13 protein-coding genes and 1 pseudogene are annotated in these 17,807 nt (G+C 50.1%); 5 read left to right on the plus strand and 9 right to left on the minus strand.

Annotation, left to right across the window (positions count from 1 at the left end):
- Window positions 1-21 precede the first annotated feature (21 nt).
- The 8 genes from ACLD3P_RS19975 to ACLD3P_RS20010 all read right to left on the minus strand — a co-directional run bounded on the left by ACLD3P_RS19975 (window position 22) and on the right by ACLD3P_RS20010 (window position 9,824).
- The gene (locus ACLD3P_RS19975; protein WP_411006562.1) at window positions 22-2,286 is read right to left on the minus strand and encodes a ComEC family protein; all 2,265 of its coding nucleotides are present in this window, start codon (window positions 2,284-2,286) and stop codon (window positions 22-24) included.
- Window positions 2,287-2,515: 229 nt separating this feature from the next.
- Window positions 2,516-2,800, minus strand: coding sequence for an integration host factor subunit beta (gene ihfB, locus ACLD3P_RS19980; RefSeq protein WP_000167332.1), 285 nt, complete (start codon window positions 2,798-2,800; stop codon window positions 2,516-2,518).
- A 155-nt stretch (window positions 2,801-2,955) separates the two neighbouring features.
- Window positions 2,956-4,629, minus strand: a complete 1,674-nt coding sequence (gene rpsA / locus ACLD3P_RS19985; protein WP_000140324.1) for a 30S ribosomal protein S1 — start codon at window positions 4,627-4,629, stop codon at window positions 2,956-2,958.
- 113 nt (window positions 4,630-4,742) lie between these two features.
- The gene (cmk, locus tag ACLD3P_RS19990; protein ID WP_000125007.1) at window positions 4,743-5,426 is read right to left on the minus strand and encodes a (d)CMP kinase; all 684 of its coding nucleotides are present in this window, start codon (window positions 5,424-5,426) and stop codon (window positions 4,743-4,745) included.
- A gap of 172 nt (window positions 5,427-5,598) precedes the next feature.
- On the minus strand, window positions 5,599-6,360 hold the full coding sequence (locus ACLD3P_RS19995) for a M48 family metallopeptidase (RefSeq protein WP_000792301.1): 762 nt from the start codon (window positions 6,358-6,360) through the stop codon (window positions 5,599-5,601).
- A 143-nt stretch (window positions 6,361-6,503) separates the two neighbouring features.
- Window positions 6,504-7,787: a 3-phosphoshikimate 1-carboxyvinyltransferase gene (gene aroA / locus ACLD3P_RS20000; protein WP_131046175.1), complete on the minus strand. Its 1,284-nt coding sequence runs from the start codon at window positions 7,785-7,787 to the stop codon at window positions 6,504-6,506.
- 70 nt (window positions 7,788-7,857) lie between these two features.
- Window positions 7,858-8,946, minus strand: coding sequence for a 3-phosphoserine/phosphohydroxythreonine transaminase (serC, locus tag ACLD3P_RS20005; protein WP_131046176.1), 1,089 nt, complete (start codon window positions 8,944-8,946; stop codon window positions 7,858-7,860).
- Window positions 8,947-9,131: 185 nt separating this feature from the next.
- A complete protein-coding gene (locus tag ACLD3P_RS20010) occupies window positions 9,132-9,824 on the minus strand; it encodes a DUF421 domain-containing protein (RefSeq protein ID WP_000642868.1) in 693 nt (230 codons plus the stop codon).
- A 136-nt stretch (window positions 9,825-9,960) separates the two neighbouring features.
- Here ACLD3P_RS20010 and ycaO point away from each other — a divergent pair, with 136 nt between their 5' ends.
- The 3 genes from ycaO to pflB all read left to right on the plus strand — a co-directional run bounded on the left by ycaO (window position 9,961) and on the right by pflB (window position 15,325).
- Complete coding sequence (gene ycaO, locus ACLD3P_RS20015; protein ID WP_131046177.1) at window positions 9,961-11,721, plus strand: 30S ribosomal protein S12 methylthiotransferase accessory factor YcaO; 1,761 nt, start codon at window positions 9,961-9,963, stop codon at window positions 11,719-11,721.
- A 404-nt stretch (window positions 11,722-12,125) separates the two neighbouring features.
- The gene (gene focA / locus ACLD3P_RS20020) at window positions 12,126-12,983 is read left to right on the plus strand and encodes a formate transporter FocA (protein ID WP_000642539.1); all 858 of its coding nucleotides are present in this window, start codon (window positions 12,126-12,128) and stop codon (window positions 12,981-12,983) included.
- A 59-nt stretch (window positions 12,984-13,042) separates the two neighbouring features.
- A complete protein-coding gene (gene pflB / locus ACLD3P_RS20025) occupies window positions 13,043-15,325 on the plus strand; it encodes a formate C-acetyltransferase (protein WP_001292799.1) in 2,283 nt (760 codons plus the stop codon).
- A gap of 72 nt (window positions 15,326-15,397) precedes the next feature.
- On the opposite strand, the gene sopD2 is transcribed toward pflB, so the two are convergent.
- The gene (sopD2, locus tag ACLD3P_RS20030) at window positions 15,398-16,357 is read right to left on the minus strand and encodes a type III secretion system effector SopD2 (protein WP_131046178.1); all 960 of its coding nucleotides are present in this window, start codon (window positions 16,355-16,357) and stop codon (window positions 15,398-15,400) included.
- A gap of 190 nt (window positions 16,358-16,547) precedes the next feature.
- Here sopD2 and ACLD3P_RS20035 point away from each other — a divergent pair.
- Both ACLD3P_RS20035 and pflA read left to right on the plus strand, forming a co-directional pair.
- A pseudogene (locus ACLD3P_RS20035) lies at window positions 16,548-16,828 on the plus strand (cytoplasmic protein).
- Window positions 16,829-16,946: 118 nt separating this feature from the next.
- Window positions 16,947-17,744 carry a pyruvate formate lyase 1-activating protein gene (gene pflA / locus ACLD3P_RS20040; protein WP_000067928.1) on the plus strand — a complete coding sequence of 266 codons (798 nt, stop codon included), beginning with the start codon at window positions 16,947-16,949 and terminating at the stop codon, window positions 17,742-17,744.
- The last annotated feature ends 63 nt before the right edge of the window (window positions 17,745-17,807 follow it).

Raw genomic sequence — 17,807 nt, forward strand, 5'->3', positions numbered from 1 at the left:
TTGTTGAAATAGCCGCATATTCTACCCGTTATCCTCGGACACGCCAAACCACTGATGATACCAGCGAGGTAAAATTTGATCCCGTAAGCCTTGTATGCGCCAGCCCTGCGGAGAAAACCGCAGCGAAATTTGCCCCTGGTGGGGTGTATCAAACCACTGATACGCCTGCTGTCGGTAGCGCTGTTTTACCTTGCGGGACGGCAGCCGCCATGCGTTATAGCGCGATGCGGACGCCAGCGCCGCTTCACCATGTACGCGCTGAATAAATGGTAGCGACGACGACGTATTACTACCATGATGCGGCACCTGGATAAACGTCGCCGCAAGATGTCGCCAGTAACGACTTAGCATTTTTTGTTCAGCGCCAGCTTCGATATCGCCCGTGAGCAGGATGCTATGTACACCGTCATCCACTTTGACCACACAGGAGCGGTTATTTCCTCGATCGGCACTTTTGCGTAACGGCCAGTGCGCCTGAAACGTTAGCCCCTGCCATTGCCACTGCTCGCCGCGAAAACAGGGCAAATGTCCCTGCCAGCCTAATGGGCTGCGAATCCACATTGACGGCCAGACCTGCTGTAGCGAACGCAGCCCGCCCCGATGATCCAGATGCTCATGACTCAAAATAACGCCCTCCGGCGTCAGATTATGCCAGCGCAACCAGGGAATAATAACCTGTTGCCCGCTGTCGCCCTCCGGCCATGCCCGACCGGTATCGTAGAGTATTACTTTATCACCCCTGACGATCGCTATCGCCAGCCCCTGACCGACATCCAGCATATGCACCTGCCATCCGCTGGCGTTTATCGGTCGCCAGAGTGGCCAGCTCATCAACAATAACCCGCATAAACAGACCGCCGGCCAGGTACGCCAGACGTTTAATCGCCACGCGATAAGCATTAGCCAGGGCAAAAACGTCAGCCACTGCCAACGGTTATCAATATTCACCCAGCCCTGCGGTAAAGCATTCAACAGGTAAAATAGCGCGGCTAACGCGCGATCGGTCAGGTACCATACCCACTCTTCAAGAAAAAACGGCCCGGTTAAATGCAGAACCATTCCCGCCAGGATGAGTGGAACCGTCACAAATGTGACCCAGGGTACGGCAAAAAGATTCGCCAGCATTGCGGTAACGCTTATGCCATGAAAAAGCGCCACCTGGAGAGGCAAAAGCAGAAGTGTAATGCCTGCCTGTAGGTGAAGCAGGTTAAGCAACCAGCGTAAGCCCCGTGGAAAATTTCCGTTTGGCGCAGGAAACCACTGATACCAGAATAACAGGCCGGCAACCGCAAATGCTGACAGCCAAAGACTTTGTGATATAACCGCCACAGGGTCGGCGAAAATAATCGCGGCCAGACAGCAGCACCAGACTTGCCAGCCGCTCCACTGTCGTCCGCTTAATTTTAATCCTCCCCAGACGCTCAGTGCCGCCACCGTGCGCAGCGCAGGCGGTTGTAAACCGGTAAGCCAGGCATAACATATCGCGCAAAGAATGCCGCCCAGCAATGGCGTCTGCCAACGAATCCATCTGGCCGGCAAAAAGAATTGTCCGCCACGGATTAATCCGGCAGCCAATAACGCGGCAAAAGCGATATGCAGGCCGGAAATCGCCATCAAATGGGCAGTCCCCGTATCGCGCATAACGGCCTTCACCTCCTGCGACACCTCTCCCCGCTCCCCCATTCCCAACGCCAGAATAACCTGTTGCCACGGATAAGGCGCAAGCGTAGCGCGAATCGAAGCAAGATAGCGCCCACGCAAGCTACACTCAGGGTTAATCGCTTTAGCCTGTAGAAAACGCCCGGTCAATGGTTGGTGCTGCGCCAGCGCGTAACGTTGGCTATCAAAACCGCCTTCGTTAAGCTGTCCGTGTACCGCTCTGACCTTCAGCGTCATCGCCCACTGTTGCCCGGCACACACTTCCGTGGGTAAGTACTGGCCATGCAGGACAATCCCTACAGCAGGAAAGAGCGGCTTTCCACGCAAATGGGTGATTCGCCCATAATGAGTGGTCATATGATCGGTGGCAGTAATGACGACTGTCGCCTCCTGCGTCGCGGCGGGCAGGACGTTTCCCGCCCAGATGGCCTGCCTGGCGGCAAATATCCCCCACATGAAAAAGAGCAAGGTTAATGCCGCGTAGCGCGCATAGTGATGGGGTATGAGGCAAAGCAAACATGCCAGACAAAACAGCACCGCGAGAATCCACGTGTCAGGTAATACTGGCAATATCATGAGCGGAAGTATGCCGCATACTACGCATACGCTGACCGTCGTTATCTTCATAGACACCTCCCTGTGCGGGAAAGTGTGCAGGTTCAGGACGCCATTGTCTGGAGGGGATTTTGTACTATACGGCGCGGATTCCAGGTTTTTTACCTGATAAATGTAAGACGCAGCAAAAAATGCGAAACGTTTTCCAGTTTTCGGTCGAATAGCGTTTGCGCCTGACGGCGTATAAATGAAAAAAGCACCCTGACGGTGCTTTTTTCGGGTTCAAGTTTTGCGTTAAAACTTAACCGTAAATATTGGCGCGATCGCGCAGTTCTTTACCCGGTTTAAAGTGAGGAACGTATTTTCCTTCCAGTTCCACTTTATCGCCGGTCTTGGGGTTACGTCCGGTACGAGGCGCGCGGTAATGCAAAGAAAAACTGCCGAAACCGCGGATTTCAATACGCTCGCCCTGCGCAAGAGTCGAGGCCATATGCTCCAGCATCTCTTTTACCGCGTCTTCAACCGCCTTAGCGGGAATGTGAGATTGCTGGGTTGCAAGTCTTTCAATCAATTCTGACTTGGTCATGATTCCTCCGGTTCCTTAAAGGCAAATTGGCTGCAGCCGTGAGATTGATTAAGGGCGGCCGTAGCCGCCCTTAGTGCTTGATTACAGGCCGAAACCTGCAATCTGTCAAGTAATCTCGTTATACTTCGGACTAAAAGGCCCGAAGTTTCAGAGGATTACTCGCCTTTAGCTGCTTTGAATGCTTCAGCCATTGCGTTGTTAGAGAAGTTTGCATCTTCCTGTTTGTTAACAGTTGCGATGGCATCTTTCTCGTCAGCTTCGTCTTTCGCACGAACAGACAGGCTGATTGCGCGGTTTTTACGATCAACGCCGGTGAATTTAGCTTCAACGTCGTCGCCAACGCTCAGAACCAGAGTCGCATCTTCAACGCGGTCGCGGGATGCTTCAGAAGCACGCAGGTAACCTTCAACGCCGTCAGCCAGTTCTACGGTTGCGCCTTTCGCGTCAACTGCAGTGACTTTACCGGTTACGATAGCGCCTTTCTTGTTCAGAGCAACCCAGTTGTTGAACGGATCTTCTGCGAGCTGTTTAACGCCCAGGGAGATACGTTCACGTTCTGCGTCAACCTGCAGAACAACTGCAGCGATTTCGTCGCCTTTTTTGTATTCACGAACTGCTTCTTCGCCTGCAACGTTCCAGGAGATGTCAGACAGGTGAACCAGGCCGTCGATGCCGCCGTCCAGGCCGATGAAGATACCGAAGTCAGTGATAGACTTGATTTTACCTTCAACGCGGTCGCCCTTGTTGTGGGTTTCTGCGAACTGCTGCCACGGGTTAGATTTGCACTGCTTCAGACCCAGGGAGATACGACGACGTTCTTCGTCGATATCCAGAACCATCACTTCCACTACGTCGCCAACGTTAACCACTTTGGACGGGTGGATGTTTTTGTTGGTCCAGTCCATTTCGGAAACGTGAACCAGGCCTTCAACGCCTTCTTCGATTTCAACGAAGCAGCCGTAGTCGGTCAGGTTGGTCACGCGACCGGTCAGTTTGGTACCTTCCGGATAACGTTTAGCGATAGCAACCCACGGATCTTCGCCCAGCTGTTTCAGGCCCAGGGATACACGGGTACGCTCGCGGTCGAATTTCAGCACTTTCACGTTGATTTCGTCGCCAACGTTCACGATTTCGCTCGGATGCTTAACGCGTTTCCAGGCCATATCAGTGATGTGCAGCAGGCCGTCAACGCCGCCCAGATCAACGAATGCACCGTAGTCAGTGAGGTTCTTAACGATACCTTTAACTTCCATGCCTTCCTGCAGGTTTTCCAGCAGCTGATCGCGTTCTGCGCTGTTTTCGGATTCGATAACGGCACGACGAGAAACCACAACGTTGTTACGTTTCTGGTCCAGCTTGATTACTTTGAATTCAAGCTCTTTGCCTTCCAGGTGCAGAGTGTCACGCACCGGACGAACGTCTACCAGAGAACCTGGCAGGAACGCGCGAATACCGTTCAGCTCAACAGTGAAGCCACCCTTAACTTTGCCGTTGATAACACCGGTAACAGTTTCAGCATCTTCGTAAGCTTTTTCCAGCGTGATCCATGCTTCGTGACGTTTAGCTTTCTCACGAGAGAGCAGAGTTTCACCGAAGCCGTCTTCTACTGCATCCAGAGCAACGTCAACTTCGTCACCAACCTGGATTTCCAGTTCGCCCTGGGCGTTTTTGAACTGCTCAGCCGGAATGGCAGACTCAGATTTCAGACCGGCGTCAACCAGTACTACGTCTTTGTCGATAGCAACAACAACACCACGAACGATGGAACCCGGGCGGGTTTCGATTTCTTTTAAGGATTCTTCAAAGAGTTGAGCAAAAGATTCAGTCATGTTTAATCTTCAGGTTTCATATTTAACGTCCACCTGGCTCCGTGCCGGATGGGGTTGTTTAACATACCCGCTGTCAATCCTTTGCAACGGGGGTACTACAAATTCGGTCGCATTTAAGCGAGAGCCAATTTTTGGCGCGCATATTGTAACGCTTTTTCAATCACTTGCTCAATGCTTAATCGGGTAGAATCCAAAACTAATGCATCAGCAGCAGGAACTAACGGCGCTACAGCGCGATTACGATCGCGATCGTCGCGTTCCTTGATCTCGGCCAAAAGGCGTTCAAAGTTAACACTAAAGCCATTCTCCTGCAACTGTAGCATACGTCGATGCGCACGTTCCTCCGAGGAGGCGTCAAGGAAAATTTTTACCGGCGCATCCGGGAAGACCACGGTCCCCATATCGCGTCCATCGGCGATTAAACCAGGCGCTTCGCGGAATGCACGTTGGCGGCGAAGAAGCGCTTCACGCACGCGTGGGAATGCCGCCACCTGGGATGCCGCGTTCGCGACTTCCTGCGTACGGATTTCGCCGCTAACGTCCTCGCCTTCCAGGATAACTTCCAGGTTGCCGTCCGTTGAGACGAAACGCACGTCCAGATGGGACGCCAGCGGCACCAGCGCATCTTCAGAGGCGAGATCGACATGGTGGTGCAATGCCGCCAGCGCCAGTACGCGGTATATCGCGCCGGAATCCAGCAGATGCCATTGCAATGCTTCCGCCATTGCTTTGCACAAGGTGCCTTTACCTGCACCGCTTGGGCCATCAATGGTTATTACCGGGGCAATTGCCGTCATCTTTATCTCCTTAAACAGGCGTACCGTTAACGTAAACGCCGCGCATTATACGCGCCAACGCTCGCGACCGTTAACGTTGCGTGCAAAAACCAGTTTTGTCTGTAATCAGATGCGGAATAATTGCGCAATTATAGCGGGCCGGCGAGAAACCAGCCCGAAAGATGACAATGATTTACTTTTTATCTTCGGCAATTCTGTCGCGCATATGCTGCGCGCGATCGGCTGAGGCCGGGTGGGAGTCCATCAATGATTTTGCATGACCTGCGTCCATTGTGGCGAATTTATCGAATGCCGTGACTAAGCCCTGGGTGTTAATCCCGCGTTTTTTCAGCAGATCGTAAGAGAAGTCATCCGCATCCGACTCCTGACTGCGAGAAAACGCCGAATTGATTACGCCTTCCGCCAGATCGCCCAATTGAGACTGGGAAAGCTGCGCTGCGACGCCGCTGGTGGCGGAAATCGCATCGCGAGCCGCCAGCGTGGCATAGGCGGTCTGCATTGCCTTGCGGGAGTGCCCTAAAGAGACATGGCCCAATTCATGGCCCAGTACGCCTTCAATTTCATTATCGGTCATCAGATCCATCAGGCCGGAGTATACGCGAACGCAACCGTTCGCCATCGCCCATGCGTTGATATCGCTGGTCATATAGACTTTATAGCTAACCGGCGTACCGTCAATGTTGTTACCCAGCGCTTTAGCGATTTTGCTCAGACGTTTGGTGTATTTGCTTTTCGAACCTGCCAGTTGATTCTCGCTGTCCATTTGTTTACAGGCATTATTAGATAATGCCTTAACATCCGCATCGGACAGTGTGGCGGCTTTGTAGGCTGACATGCCGGAACTGGCGATTAAATTGCCATTCACGCCATTTTTACATCCTGCCAGTAGCGTAGCGGAAATCGCCACCGCCAGTAATAATGATTTATTTTTCATACTAATCTTCCGTTGATAACTATTATAAAAAACACATAAATCAATGTGTTAAATCATCAACAAATTAGCATTAGTCATAATTGTAAAAATAGTGCGAATGCGGACCTTGATGCGCCAGCCTGTCGACTGGCGCAACAGAAGGATTAGGCAGGCGTACTCATCCGCGCCAGTTGTTCGAAATAATCAGGGAACGTTTTTGCGGTACATTTCGGGTCCAGGATCGTGACTGGCGTATCGGACAGTGCGACCAGTGAGAAGCACATCGCCATACGGTGGTCGTTGTACGTGCCAATATCCGCGTGATGGAGCTTCGCCGGCGGCGTGATACGAATATAGTCGTGCCCTTCTTCGACTTCAGCGCCCACTTTACGTAGCTCGGTCGCCATCGCGAACAGGCGATCGGTTTCTTTCACTCGCCAGTTATAAATATTGCGCAACGTCGTGGTTCCTTTCGCAAACAGCGCCGTGGTGGCAATCGTCATCGCCGCATCCGGAATATGGTTCATATCCATATCTATGGCGTGCAATTCGCCGCGCGTGCAGGCAATAAAATCATCGCCCCAGGTAATGGTCGCGCCCATTTTCTCCAGCACATCGGCAAAACGAATATCGCCCTGCATACTTTTGCGGCCAATTCCGGTCACTTTTACCGTGCCGCCTTTTATCGCCCCGGCGGCGAGAAAATAGGACGCTGACGAGGCATCGCCCTCGACCAGATAGCGACCCGGAGAGTGATACTGTTGACCGCCCTTCACGACAAATTGTTGGTAGTGATGGTTCGTTATCTCCACGCCAAAGGTTTTCATTAAATTTAGCGTGATATCGATGTAAGGCTTTGATACCAGTTCGCCTTTAACGCGAATAGTTGTGTCTTCAGGCGCCAGCGGCGCAGTCATCAGCAGAGCGGTCAGGAACTGGCTGGAAACGCTACCATCAACCTCAATGTCGCCGCCGGTAAAACCGCCGCGCAGACGCAGGGGCGGATAGTTTTCCTGCTCCAGGTAATCAATATTCGCCCCACCCTGGCGCAGCGAATCAACCAGATGGCCTATCGGACGCTCTTTCATACGCGGTTCGCCGGTTAACACTATCTCATTTTGCCCCAGACATAGCGCTGCCGCTAACGGACGCATCGCGGTTCCGGCATTACCGAGAAACAGTTCCAGAGCGCCTGGCGCGCGTAATGGGCCGCCATTACCCGTGATATCACAGCGGGTGCGATCGGCAGAAAGGGTGTAATTGATCCCCAACGCGCTCAGGGCATTGAGCATATGGCGGACGTCATCGCTATCCAGCAGATTCGTCAGAACGGTTTTACCACAAGCTAAAGCCGCCAGGAGCAAAGCACGGTTTGAAACACTTTTGGAGCCAGGTAAATTAATGGCGCCATCGACCCGCGCGATGGGTTGTAACGTCAGGGATTCCATGAAACTCAACTCTCAAAAAACAGAAATAAAAACCCCACAGACTGGCCGTGGGGATGAAAAAAGAAATGTATTAGCCGTGGCGACGCTCAAAATCGATCATGAAATCGGTCAGCGCTTTCACCCCTTCAATCGGCATGGCGTTATAGATAGAGGCGCGCATACCGCCAACAACACGGTGCCCTTTTAAGGCGTGCAGACCGGCGGCGAAAGACTCTTCCAGAAAGACCTTGTCCAGCGCATTGTCCGCTAACTGGAACGGAACGTTCATCCGCGAACGGTTGGCCTGTGCGACATCGTTACGGTAGAAATCGCTGTTATCAATCACACCGTACAGCAACTCCGCTTTTTGCTGATTGATTTTGTGCATCGCCGCCACGCCGCCCTGCGCTTTCAACCATTTGAACACCAGACCGGAAAGATACCAGGCGAAAGTCGGCGGCGTATTAAACATCGAGTCGTTATCATTCAGGACGGTGTAGTCGAGGATGGACGGGCAGCTCTCATGCGCCTTGCCTAACAGATCCTCCCGGACGATAACCAGCGTCAGTCCTGCCGGACCGATATTCTTCTGCGCGCCAGCATAAATTACGCCATAGCGAGAGATATCCAGCGGCGCAGACAGGATGGTAGAAGAAAAGTCCGCCGTGACGACCACCTCCGGGCCAAAATCCGGCGTTTCATCGATGGCGATGCCGTCAATGGTCTCATTCGGGCAATAGTGTAAATAAGCGGCGTTATCGGAAAGCTGCCACTCGCGCATCGGTTTTACGGCACGTTTGCCGTCAACGGTGATTTTGGCGTCGATAATCTGCGGCACACAATATTTTTTGGCTTCTTTGATGGCGCTCGCCGCCCAGTAACCAGCATCGACATAATCCGCCGTGGTTTTATCGCCCAGCAGATTGAGCGGCACGCCAGCAAACTGCCCGCGACCGCCGCCGTGACAAAATAAAACTTTATAGTTGGAGGGGATATTAAGGAGATCGCGAAAATCCTGCTCCGCCTCTTCAGCGACCTGGATAAACTCTTTGCCTCGATGGCTAATTTCCATTACCGACGTACCAAGACCGTGCCAGTCACGCAGTTCCTGTTGCGCCAGTTTAAGTACTTCCGCCGGTAGCATCGCCGGACCTGAACTAAAATTAAAGACCTGAGCCATTTCCCCTCACCACGCTGCATTGTTTCCTGCCTGACAGACATCAGGCAAACGTTATTCATGTGAATATCGGTTTTATCATTCAGTGACACGCGCCGCAATGGGTAAAACAATGCGAGGAGAAAATGCGGCATGCGTCACACAACAGAATCTTCCGGATTAACCGTATAAATCCGATATTTTCGCTGTTAAACAACGCGTTTAGCCCGGCTTGCCTTCGTCCATTCTGGATTTGCGCAGCGCGGACATAATTGCTTTTCCCCGACGTTCATGCGTATCACTTCACTGCAACGTACGCAGGCATAGTCGCCAGCCTCCGGTGCCACGATAAAGCGTGGCGTACAGTGCTCAGGAAGAATGCTTAACCCCGGCTTAACGTCTTTATTTTCAAAGAAATAGACGCTGATTTGTCCGTTTGTCTCCAGGATGGCCAGTCTGACTTGCCCCAGTTGCTCAACGCCATTCAAGCGAAGCTCCATAAAAAACTCAAACTCCGTCATGTTCGAGCGCTGCAGTTTTTCCCACGCCAGTTCGCCGTCTTCAACAATGACCACCGACTTGCCTTCCAGCAGATCTTCCAACTTTTCACTATGCGCCATCAGCCACATGACCAGGCGATAGAGCAGCGCCAGGGTGATGAATACCACCAGAACAGGGAGCATCGGAACGTCATCATAAAACGCGACGTCGCCTGCCGCCGACCCCAATGTCAAAATGATCAGCACTTCAAAAAGCGACATTTGCCGTACGCCGCGTCGTCCTGTCACCTTTAAGAAAAGAAACACCAGAACAAAGGTGTAAAAGCTACGTAGCGCCACTTCCCCCAAAAACGCTACCGGCACGTTATCCAGCGCCATTCGTTGCAAATCAAATGCTTTCATTTTTTATGCTCTTCCTGTGAATTCCAGTGTAAAAGCATAGCCAATACTTTTATTTCCGCCGATGTCCCGGCGAGATAGCGCCCGTCACATAAAACCCGTATCATTGCGCGCTTTCCGTACGACAAAAGTGATTTTCATGACGCAAACATTTATTCCCGGCAAAGACGCCGCGCTGGAAGACTCCATCGCCCGCTTCCAGCAAAAGTTACTCGACCTCGGCTTTCACATCGAAGAGGCCTCCTGGCTGAACCCGGTGCCAAACGTCTGGTCAGTGCATATTCGCGATAAAGAGTGCGCGTTATGCTTTACCAACGGAAAAGGCGCGACCAAAAAAGCGGCGCTGGCCTCAGCGCTGGGCGAATACTTCGAGCGTCTGTCAACCAACTACTTTTTTGCTGATTTCTGGCTTGGCGAAACGGTCGCCAATGGGCCATTCGTGCATTATCCGAACGAAAAGTGGTTCCCGCTGACTGAAAATGACGACATACCGGAAGGCTTGCTTGATGCCCGTCTGCGCGCGTTTTACGATCCGGAAAATGAACTCACCGGAAGCCAGTTAATTGATCTTCAGTCCGGCAATGAAGCACGCGGGGTCTGCGGCCTGCCATTTACCCGTCAGTCCGATAACCAGACCGTGTATATTCCGATGAATATCATCGGCAACCTGTACGTCTCTAACGGAATGTCCGCCGGCAATACGCGTAATGAAGCCCGCGTTCAGGGACTGTCGGAAGTCTTCGAGCGTTATGTGAAAAATCGCATCATTGCGGAAAGTATCAGTCTGCCGGAGATTCCCGCAGAGGTGATGGCGCGTTATCCGGCGGTAATGGAGTCAATCGCCACGCTGGAAGCCGAGGGTTTCCCGATTTTCGCCTATGACGGCTCGCTGGGCGGTAAGTATCCGGTTATCTGCGTCGTGCTGTTCAACCCGGCTAACGGTACCTGCTTTGCTTCTTTTGGCGCGCATCCTGACTTTGGCGTTGCGCTGGAACGTACAGTGACCGAGCTACTCCAGGGACGCGGACTGAAAGATCTTGATGTCTTCACCCCACCAACGTTCGATGATGAAGAAGTCGCGGAGCACACTAATCTGGAGACCCACTTCATCGACTCCAGCGGCCTGATTTCCTGGGATCTGTTCAAACAGGACGCCGATTACCCGTTCACGGACTGGAGTTTTTCCGGCACTACCGAAGAAGAATTCGCCACGCTGATGGCCATCTTTGCTGCTGAAGATAAAGAAGTTTACATTGCCGATTACGAGCATCTCGGCGTATACGCCTGTCGTATTATCGTACCGGGAATGTCTGATATTTATCCTGCCGAAGATCTGTGGCTGGCCAACAACAATATGGGTAGCCATCTTCGTGAGACCCTGCTTTCGCTGCCCGGTAGCGCCTGGAATAAAGAAGACTATCTCAATCTGATTGAACAATTGGATGAAGAAGGTTTTGACGATTTCACCCGCGTGCGTGAACTGTTGGGTCTGGCGACCGGAGCGGACAATGGTTGGTATACACTGCGCGTTGGCGAATTAAAAGCAATGCTAGCATTAGCGGGCGGCGATTTGGAGCAGGCGCTAATCTGGACAGAATGGACGATGGAGTTCAATTCGTCGGTCTTTAGTCCGGCACGCGCAAACTATTACCGTTGCCTGCAAACGCTGCTGCTCCTGTCGCAAGAAGATGCGCGTCAGCCACTGCAATATCTCAATGCTTTTATAAAAATGTATGGCGCAGAGGCTGTAGAAGCCGCCAGCGCCGCGCTTAGCGGTGAAGCGGCTTTTTATGGACTACCGGCTGTCGACCACGATCTACAAGCGTTCCCGGCGCATCAGTCCTTGTTAAAAGCGTATGATAAATTACAGCGCGCGAAAGCGGCATACTGGTCAAAATAAGGCCATATGAGTGACTTAGGGTAGGTTTACCCTCTCGGCTGCGTTATATTACGGGGCGCCTTTGCGGCCCCGTTTTATTTATTTTCACTAAACGGCGAAAAATGTAATAACAAGGTTAAATATTGGTTGTTGATATTAAATTAATTGACATAGTGATGTTACTTTATTTGTTGATTACTCCATATTAATTAACCGTGCAGCAGGAGGAGTCAGGAAAAAATTCAACTCTATTTATAATTTTTAAAATTTATTTTTATTAGGATAATCAAAAAGTTACACCGTAATTGCATAAAAGCCATGCGACTTACGGGCCTATAAGCCAGGCGAGATATGATCTATATCAAATTCTCATCTATAATGCTTTGTTAGTATCTCGTCGCCGACTTAATAAAGAGAGAGTTAGTGTGAAAGCTGACAACCCTTTTGACCTTTTACTCCCTGCAGCAATGGCCAAAGTGGCTGAAGAAGCAGGCGTCTATAAAGCAACGAAACATCCGCTTAAGACTTTCTATCTGGCGATTACCGCCGGCGTATTCATTTCAATTGCCTTTGTTTTTTATATTACTGCGACAACCGGTACTGGCGCGATGCCTTATGGTATGGCGAAACTTATCGGGGGTATCTGTTTCTCTTTGGGACTGATTCTCTGTGTTATTTGCGGCGCTGATCTTTTCACCTCTACTGTTCTGATCGTTGTAGCTAAAGCTAGCGGTCGCATCACCTGGGGGCAACTGGCTAAAAACTGGTTAAACGTCTATTTTGGTAACCTGATTGGCGCTCTGCTTTTCGTGTTACTGATGTGGCTTTCCGGCGAGTATATGACTGCCAACGGTCAATGGGGACTTAACGTCCTGCAAACCGCCGACCACAAAATGCACCACACTTTTATTGAAGCTGTCTGCCTCGGTATTCTGGCGAACCTGATGGTTTGTCTGGCCGTGTGGATGAGCTACTCAGGTCGTAGCCTGATGGACAAAGCGTTCATCATGGTACTGCCCGTCGCCATGTTTGTCGCCAGCGGTTTTGAGCACAGTATCGCAAACATGTTTATGATTCCTATGGGTATTGTAATACGCGATTTCGCTACACCGGAGTTTTGGACCGCGGTTGGTTCGTCTCCGGAAAGTTTTTCTCACCTGACCGTGATGAGCTTCATCACTGATAACCTGATTCCGGTCACGATCGGTAATATTATCGGCGGCGGTTTGTTGGTCGGGTTGACATACTGGGTCATTTACCTGCGTGGTAACGAGCATCATTAATCTGTTGATGCCCATTACACGCAGTAAATAAAAAATCCACTTAAGAAGGTAGGTGTTACATGTCCGAGCTTAATGAAAAGTTAGCCACAGCCTGGGAAGGTTTTACCAAAGGTGACTGGCAGAATGAAGTAAACGTCCGTGACTTCATTCAGAAAAACTACACTCCGTATGAGGGTGACGAGTCCTTCCTGGCTGGCGCTACTGACGCGACCACCAAGCTGTGGGACAGCGTAATGGAAGGCGTTAAACAGGAAAACCGCACTCACGCGCCTGTTGACTTTGACACCTCCGTTGCTTCCACCATCACTTCTCACGACGCTGGCTACATCAACAAAGCGCTTGAGAAAATTGTTGGTCTGCAGACTGAAGCTCCGCTGAAGCGTGCGATTATCCCGTTCGGCGGCATCAAAATGGTTGAAGGTTCCTGCAAAGCGTACAATCGCGAGCTGGACCCAATGATCAAAAAAATCTTCACCGAATACCGTAAGACCCACAACCAGGGCGTATTCGACGTTTATACTCCGGACATCCTGCGTTGCCGTAAATCCGGCGTGCTGACCGGTCTGCCGGATGCGTATGGCCGTGGTCGTATCATCGGTGACTACCGTCGCGTAGCGCTGTACGGTATCGACTACCTGATGAAAGACAAATTCGCGCAGTTTACGTCTCTGCAATCCGATCTGGAAAACGGCGTAAATCTGGAAGCGACTATCCGTCTGCGTGAAGAAATCGCTGAACAGCACCGCGCTCTGGGTCAGATCAAAGAAATGGCGGCTAAATACGGCTGCGATATCTCTGGTCCGGCGACTAACGCTCAGGAAGCAATCCAGTGGACTTACTTCGGTTACCTGGCTGCGGTTAAATCTCAGAACGGCGCAGCAATGTCCTTCGGTCGTGTATCCACCTTCCTGGATGCGTACATCGAACGTGACCTGAAAGCAGGCAAAATCACCGAGCAAGACGCACAGGAAATGATTGACCACCTGGTCATGAAACTGCGTATGGTTCGCTTCCTGCGTACTCCTGAATATGATGAACTGTTCTCCGGCGACCCGATTTGGGCAACCGAATCTATCGGTGGTATGGGCGTTGATGGCCGTACTCTGGTTACCAAAAACAGCTTCCGCTTCCTGAACACTCTGTACACCATGGGGCCGTCTCCGGAGCCGAACATCACCGTTCTGTGGTCTGAAAAACTGCCGCTGAACTTCAAGAAATTCGCCGCTAAAGTCTCCATCGACACCTCTTCTCTGCAGTACGAGAACGATGACCTGATGCGTCCGGACTTCAACAACGATGACTACGCTATCGCATGCTGCGTAAGCCCGATGATCGTTGGTAAACAAATGCAGTTCTTCGGTGCGCGTGCAAACCTGGCGAAAACCATGCTGTACGCAATCAACGGCGGCGTTGATGAAAAACTGAAAATGCAGGTTGGTCCGAAATCCGAACCGATCAAAGGCGATGTTCTGAACTTCGACGAAGTGATGGATCGCATGGATCACTTCATGGACTGGCTGGCTAAACAGTATGTCACCGCGCTGAACGTTATCCACTACATGCACGACAAGTACAGCTACGAAGCCTCTCTGATGGCGTTGCACGACCGTGACGTTATCCGCACCATGGCGTGTGGTATCGCAGGTCTGTCCGTTGCGGCTGACTCCCTGTCTGCCATCAAATATGCGAAAGTTAAACCGATTCGTGACGAAGATGGTCTGGCTATCGACTTCGAAATCGAAGGCGAATACCCGCAGTTTGGTAACAACGACGCTCGTGTAGATGACATGGCGGTTGACCTGGTAGAACGTTTCATGAAGAAAATTCAGAAACTGACCACCTACCGTGGCGCTATCCCGACGCAGTCTGTTCTGACCATCACTTCTAACGTTGTGTATGGTAAGAAAACCGGTAACACCCCGGATGGTCGTCGCGCTGGCGCGCCGTTCGGACCAGGTGCTAACCCGATGCACGGTCGTGACCAGAAAGGCGCTGTCGCTTCTCTGACCTCCGTTGCTAAACTGCCGTTTGCTTACGCGAAAGATGGTATTTCTTATACCTTCTCTATCGTTCCGAACGCACTGGGTAAAGACGACGAAGTTCGTAAGACTAACCTGGCAGGTCTGATGGATGGTTACTTCCACCACGAAGCGTCCATCGAAGGCGGTCAGCACCTGAACGTCAACGTCATGAACCGTGAAATGCTGCTGGACGCGATGGAACATCCGGAAAAATATCCGCAGCTGACCATCCGTGTATCTGGTTACGCAGTACGTTTTAACTCCCTGACGAAAGAACAGCAGCAGGACGTTATTACTCGTACCTTCACGCAGACCATGTAATGGGTTTGACTGAAATTACGCCATAAAAAGCGTACAAAAAAAGGCTCCATGTCAGTGGAGCCTTTTTAATTTTTATAAAAGCATATTGCGACAACAAGAACCTTCACTTATAAATAAAGTGTTATTATGTGATCTATATATTCTTCTCAGAATAGAATCAATTTCTCTTTTATTATTTTGATACTCCTCATAATCCTTATTTAATACATCAGAAAACAGCATGGTGTTAGCTTCTTTAAAATCACATGACAATGACGGTATATATCCATGTAGCAGATAGATAAGTGTTGGATGAACCATATCAAACAGGACTTCTTCCTCTAATTCCCAGTAACCTATTTTACAAAATTGGGTATGAATACCAAAAGACCCCATTTGAAGACAGCGTAGTTTATCCATCTCATCCTCAGTAAGCGTACCATTCCATTCAACACATGCCCTTTTTCGATCTTCTCCAGATCGCATAAGCTTATAAACTTCATCCTTAATGTCATCATCCTCATTAACTTTCTGCCTAAGGTCAAAAGCAAAGTTTTCTAATAATTCTGGATAGCAAGCAATTTTTTCTCCATACTTAATACATACTTTAAAAAACAACTCTTCTTCATCTTCTTCCATCACTTTAAAAATACAGTTTTCTGAAATGTTGAGGATACGATGCAAATTACATTTATCAATAACCCTGCCATCAATCTCAAATAAAACTTGTGTCTGACTCACATCAAAACGCATAACAAAGCGGTCTTGTTGAGATGGATTAGCATATTGTTTTAATTGTGCAAAGGCATATATCTTCTCCATGCCGATTGTATCAACATTAAGTTCAGCTTGATTTTCACGTTCACATCCATGGATGAGTGTGTATAATACCTCCAGCACCTCTCTTTTTTTATGTGTTCTGAAGTAGTCCTTAAATCTATCCCATAACCCCATGTATAGCGCTTCTTCTTTATCAGGACTCATCAAACGGGCTAGCCGTGAAGCATTAACTTCATAGTTATGACGATTACCAAAACTTAACGCAACTGGCATAATAACTCCCTTGATTATTTACCGCGAAAGCAAAATAATTTAATCCGTTGCTCTCATTTTTTGATTAAAACCACACTCTATTTAAGAGATTGAATCAGTCCGGGTTTAGAAATGACATCAGATTTACACCTGATAACACGTTGAATGCGACGCCAGGCGCTGTACAGCGCATAACGTTCTTTGGACACATCTGAATTATGTTGAGAATTATTTTCGTTCTGACTACAAAAAAACGGCGCCAACCATTTGAAAAAAGAGGCGGATCATAAACAGCAAAACCAGGACGCTATGGATGATACACTTACAGTATGTATTGCGGCTCGGGCGTTAAACAGAGGTACCGGGCTGATGAATGAGCCACAATTTCTGGCGGTGCGAGTTATGCAGCATAGATTTGCCGTATATTTTATACTGAATAGAGGTAAAATAGCTCCATTGCAGCACATTCTGGAACAGCCACACATTCTGTAGTCCAAAATTTACGCTCGCAGTACCGCTTTTTTACAGGATGCAACCCCCTTACCAGGGTGCTCAACATGCCCGGAATGTGTCCATAAACCCCATGTTATTTAGAGCTAGCCGAAGCGATATGAGTAACTTAACCGATTGTATTACAAATGAAAGTGTTGCAGTAACTGCTGATAAAAAGCCGGTTATTGGTCGCATTCACTCCTTTGAATCCTGTGGCACCGTTGATGGCCCAGGCATCCGCTTTATTACCTTTTTCCAGGGCTGCCTGATGCGCTGCCTGTATTGCCATAACCGCGACACATGGGATACGCATGGCGGTAAAGAAATCACCGTTGAAGACTTAATGAAAGAGGTGGTGACCTATCGGCATTTTATGAATGCTTCTGGCGGCGGCGTGACGGCATCCGGCGGCGAGGCCATTTTGCAGGCAGAATTTGTACGCGACTGGTTTCGCGCCTGTAAAAAAGAAGGTATCCACACCTGTCTCGACACCAACGGCTTTGTGCGCCGTTATGACCCGGTGATTGATGAACTGCTGGACGTTACCGATCTGGTGATGCTCGATCTCAAGCAGATGAATGATGAGATCCACCAGAATCTGGTCGGTGTCTCTAATCACCGGACGCTGGAATTCGCGCAGTATTTATCAAAGAAAAATGTGAAGGTCTGGATCCGTTACGTTGTCGTTCCCGGCTGGTCTGACGACGATGATTCCGCGCATCGCCTGGGTGAGTTTACCCGCGATATGGGTAATGTCGAAAAAATCGAACTGCTGCCCTATCATGAGCTGGGCAAACATAAATGGGTGGCAATGGGCGAAGAATATAAACTGGATGGCGTGAAGCCGCCTAAAAAAGAGACCATGGAGCGTGTAAAGGGTATTCTTGAGCAGTATGGTCATAAAGTGATGTATTAATCGCCTGCTATCTTATCCGCTTTTAAACGGCTACCCATGACGGTAGCCGTTTTGCTGTATGGG

Source organism: Salmonella sp. 741265073_HBA (assembly GCF_046569105.1).
Taxonomy (GTDB): Bacteria; Pseudomonadota; Gammaproteobacteria; order Enterobacterales; family Enterobacteriaceae; genus Salmonella; species Salmonella enterica.

Coding starts and splice junctions, on each gene's coding strand:
- ACLD3P_RS19975 (WP_411006562.1), bottom strand. CDS start 2,286: ATGAAGATAACGACGGTCAGCGTATGCGTAGTATGCGGCATACTTCCG.
- ihfB (WP_000167332.1), bottom strand. CDS start 2,800: ATGACCAAGTCAGAATTGATTGAAAGACTTGCAACCCAGCAATCTCAC.
- rpsA (WP_000140324.1), bottom strand. CDS start 4,629: ATGACTGAATCTTTTGCTCAACTCTTTGAAGAATCCTTAAAAGAAATC.
- cmk (WP_000125007.1), bottom strand. CDS start 5,426: ATGACGGCAATTGCCCCGGTAATAACCATTGATGGCCCAAGCGGTGCA.
- ACLD3P_RS19995 (WP_000792301.1), bottom strand. CDS start 6,360: ATGAAAAATAAATCATTATTACTGGCGGTGGCGATTTCCGCTACGCTA.
- aroA (WP_131046175.1), bottom strand. CDS start 7,787: ATGGAATCCCTGACGTTACAACCCATCGCGCGGGTCGATGGCGCCATT.
- serC (WP_131046176.1), bottom strand. CDS start 8,946: ATGGCTCAGGTCTTTAATTTTAGTTCAGGTCCGGCGATGCTACCGGCG.
- ACLD3P_RS20010 (WP_000642868.1), bottom strand. CDS start 9,824: ATGAAAGCATTTGATTTGCAACGAATGGCGCTGGATAACGTGCCGGTA.
- ycaO (WP_131046177.1), top strand. CDS start 9,961: ATGACGCAAACATTTATTCCCGGCAAAGACGCCGCGCTGGAAGACTCC.
- pflB (WP_001292799.1), top strand. CDS start 13,043: ATGTCCGAGCTTAATGAAAAGTTAGCCACAGCCTGGGAAGGTTTTACC.
- sopD2 (WP_131046178.1), bottom strand. CDS start 16,357: ATGCCAGTTGCGTTAAGTTTTGGTAATCGTCATAACTATGAAGTTAAT.
- pflA (WP_000067928.1), top strand. CDS start 16,947: ATGAGTAACTTAACCGATTGTATTACAAATGAAAGTGTTGCAGTAACT.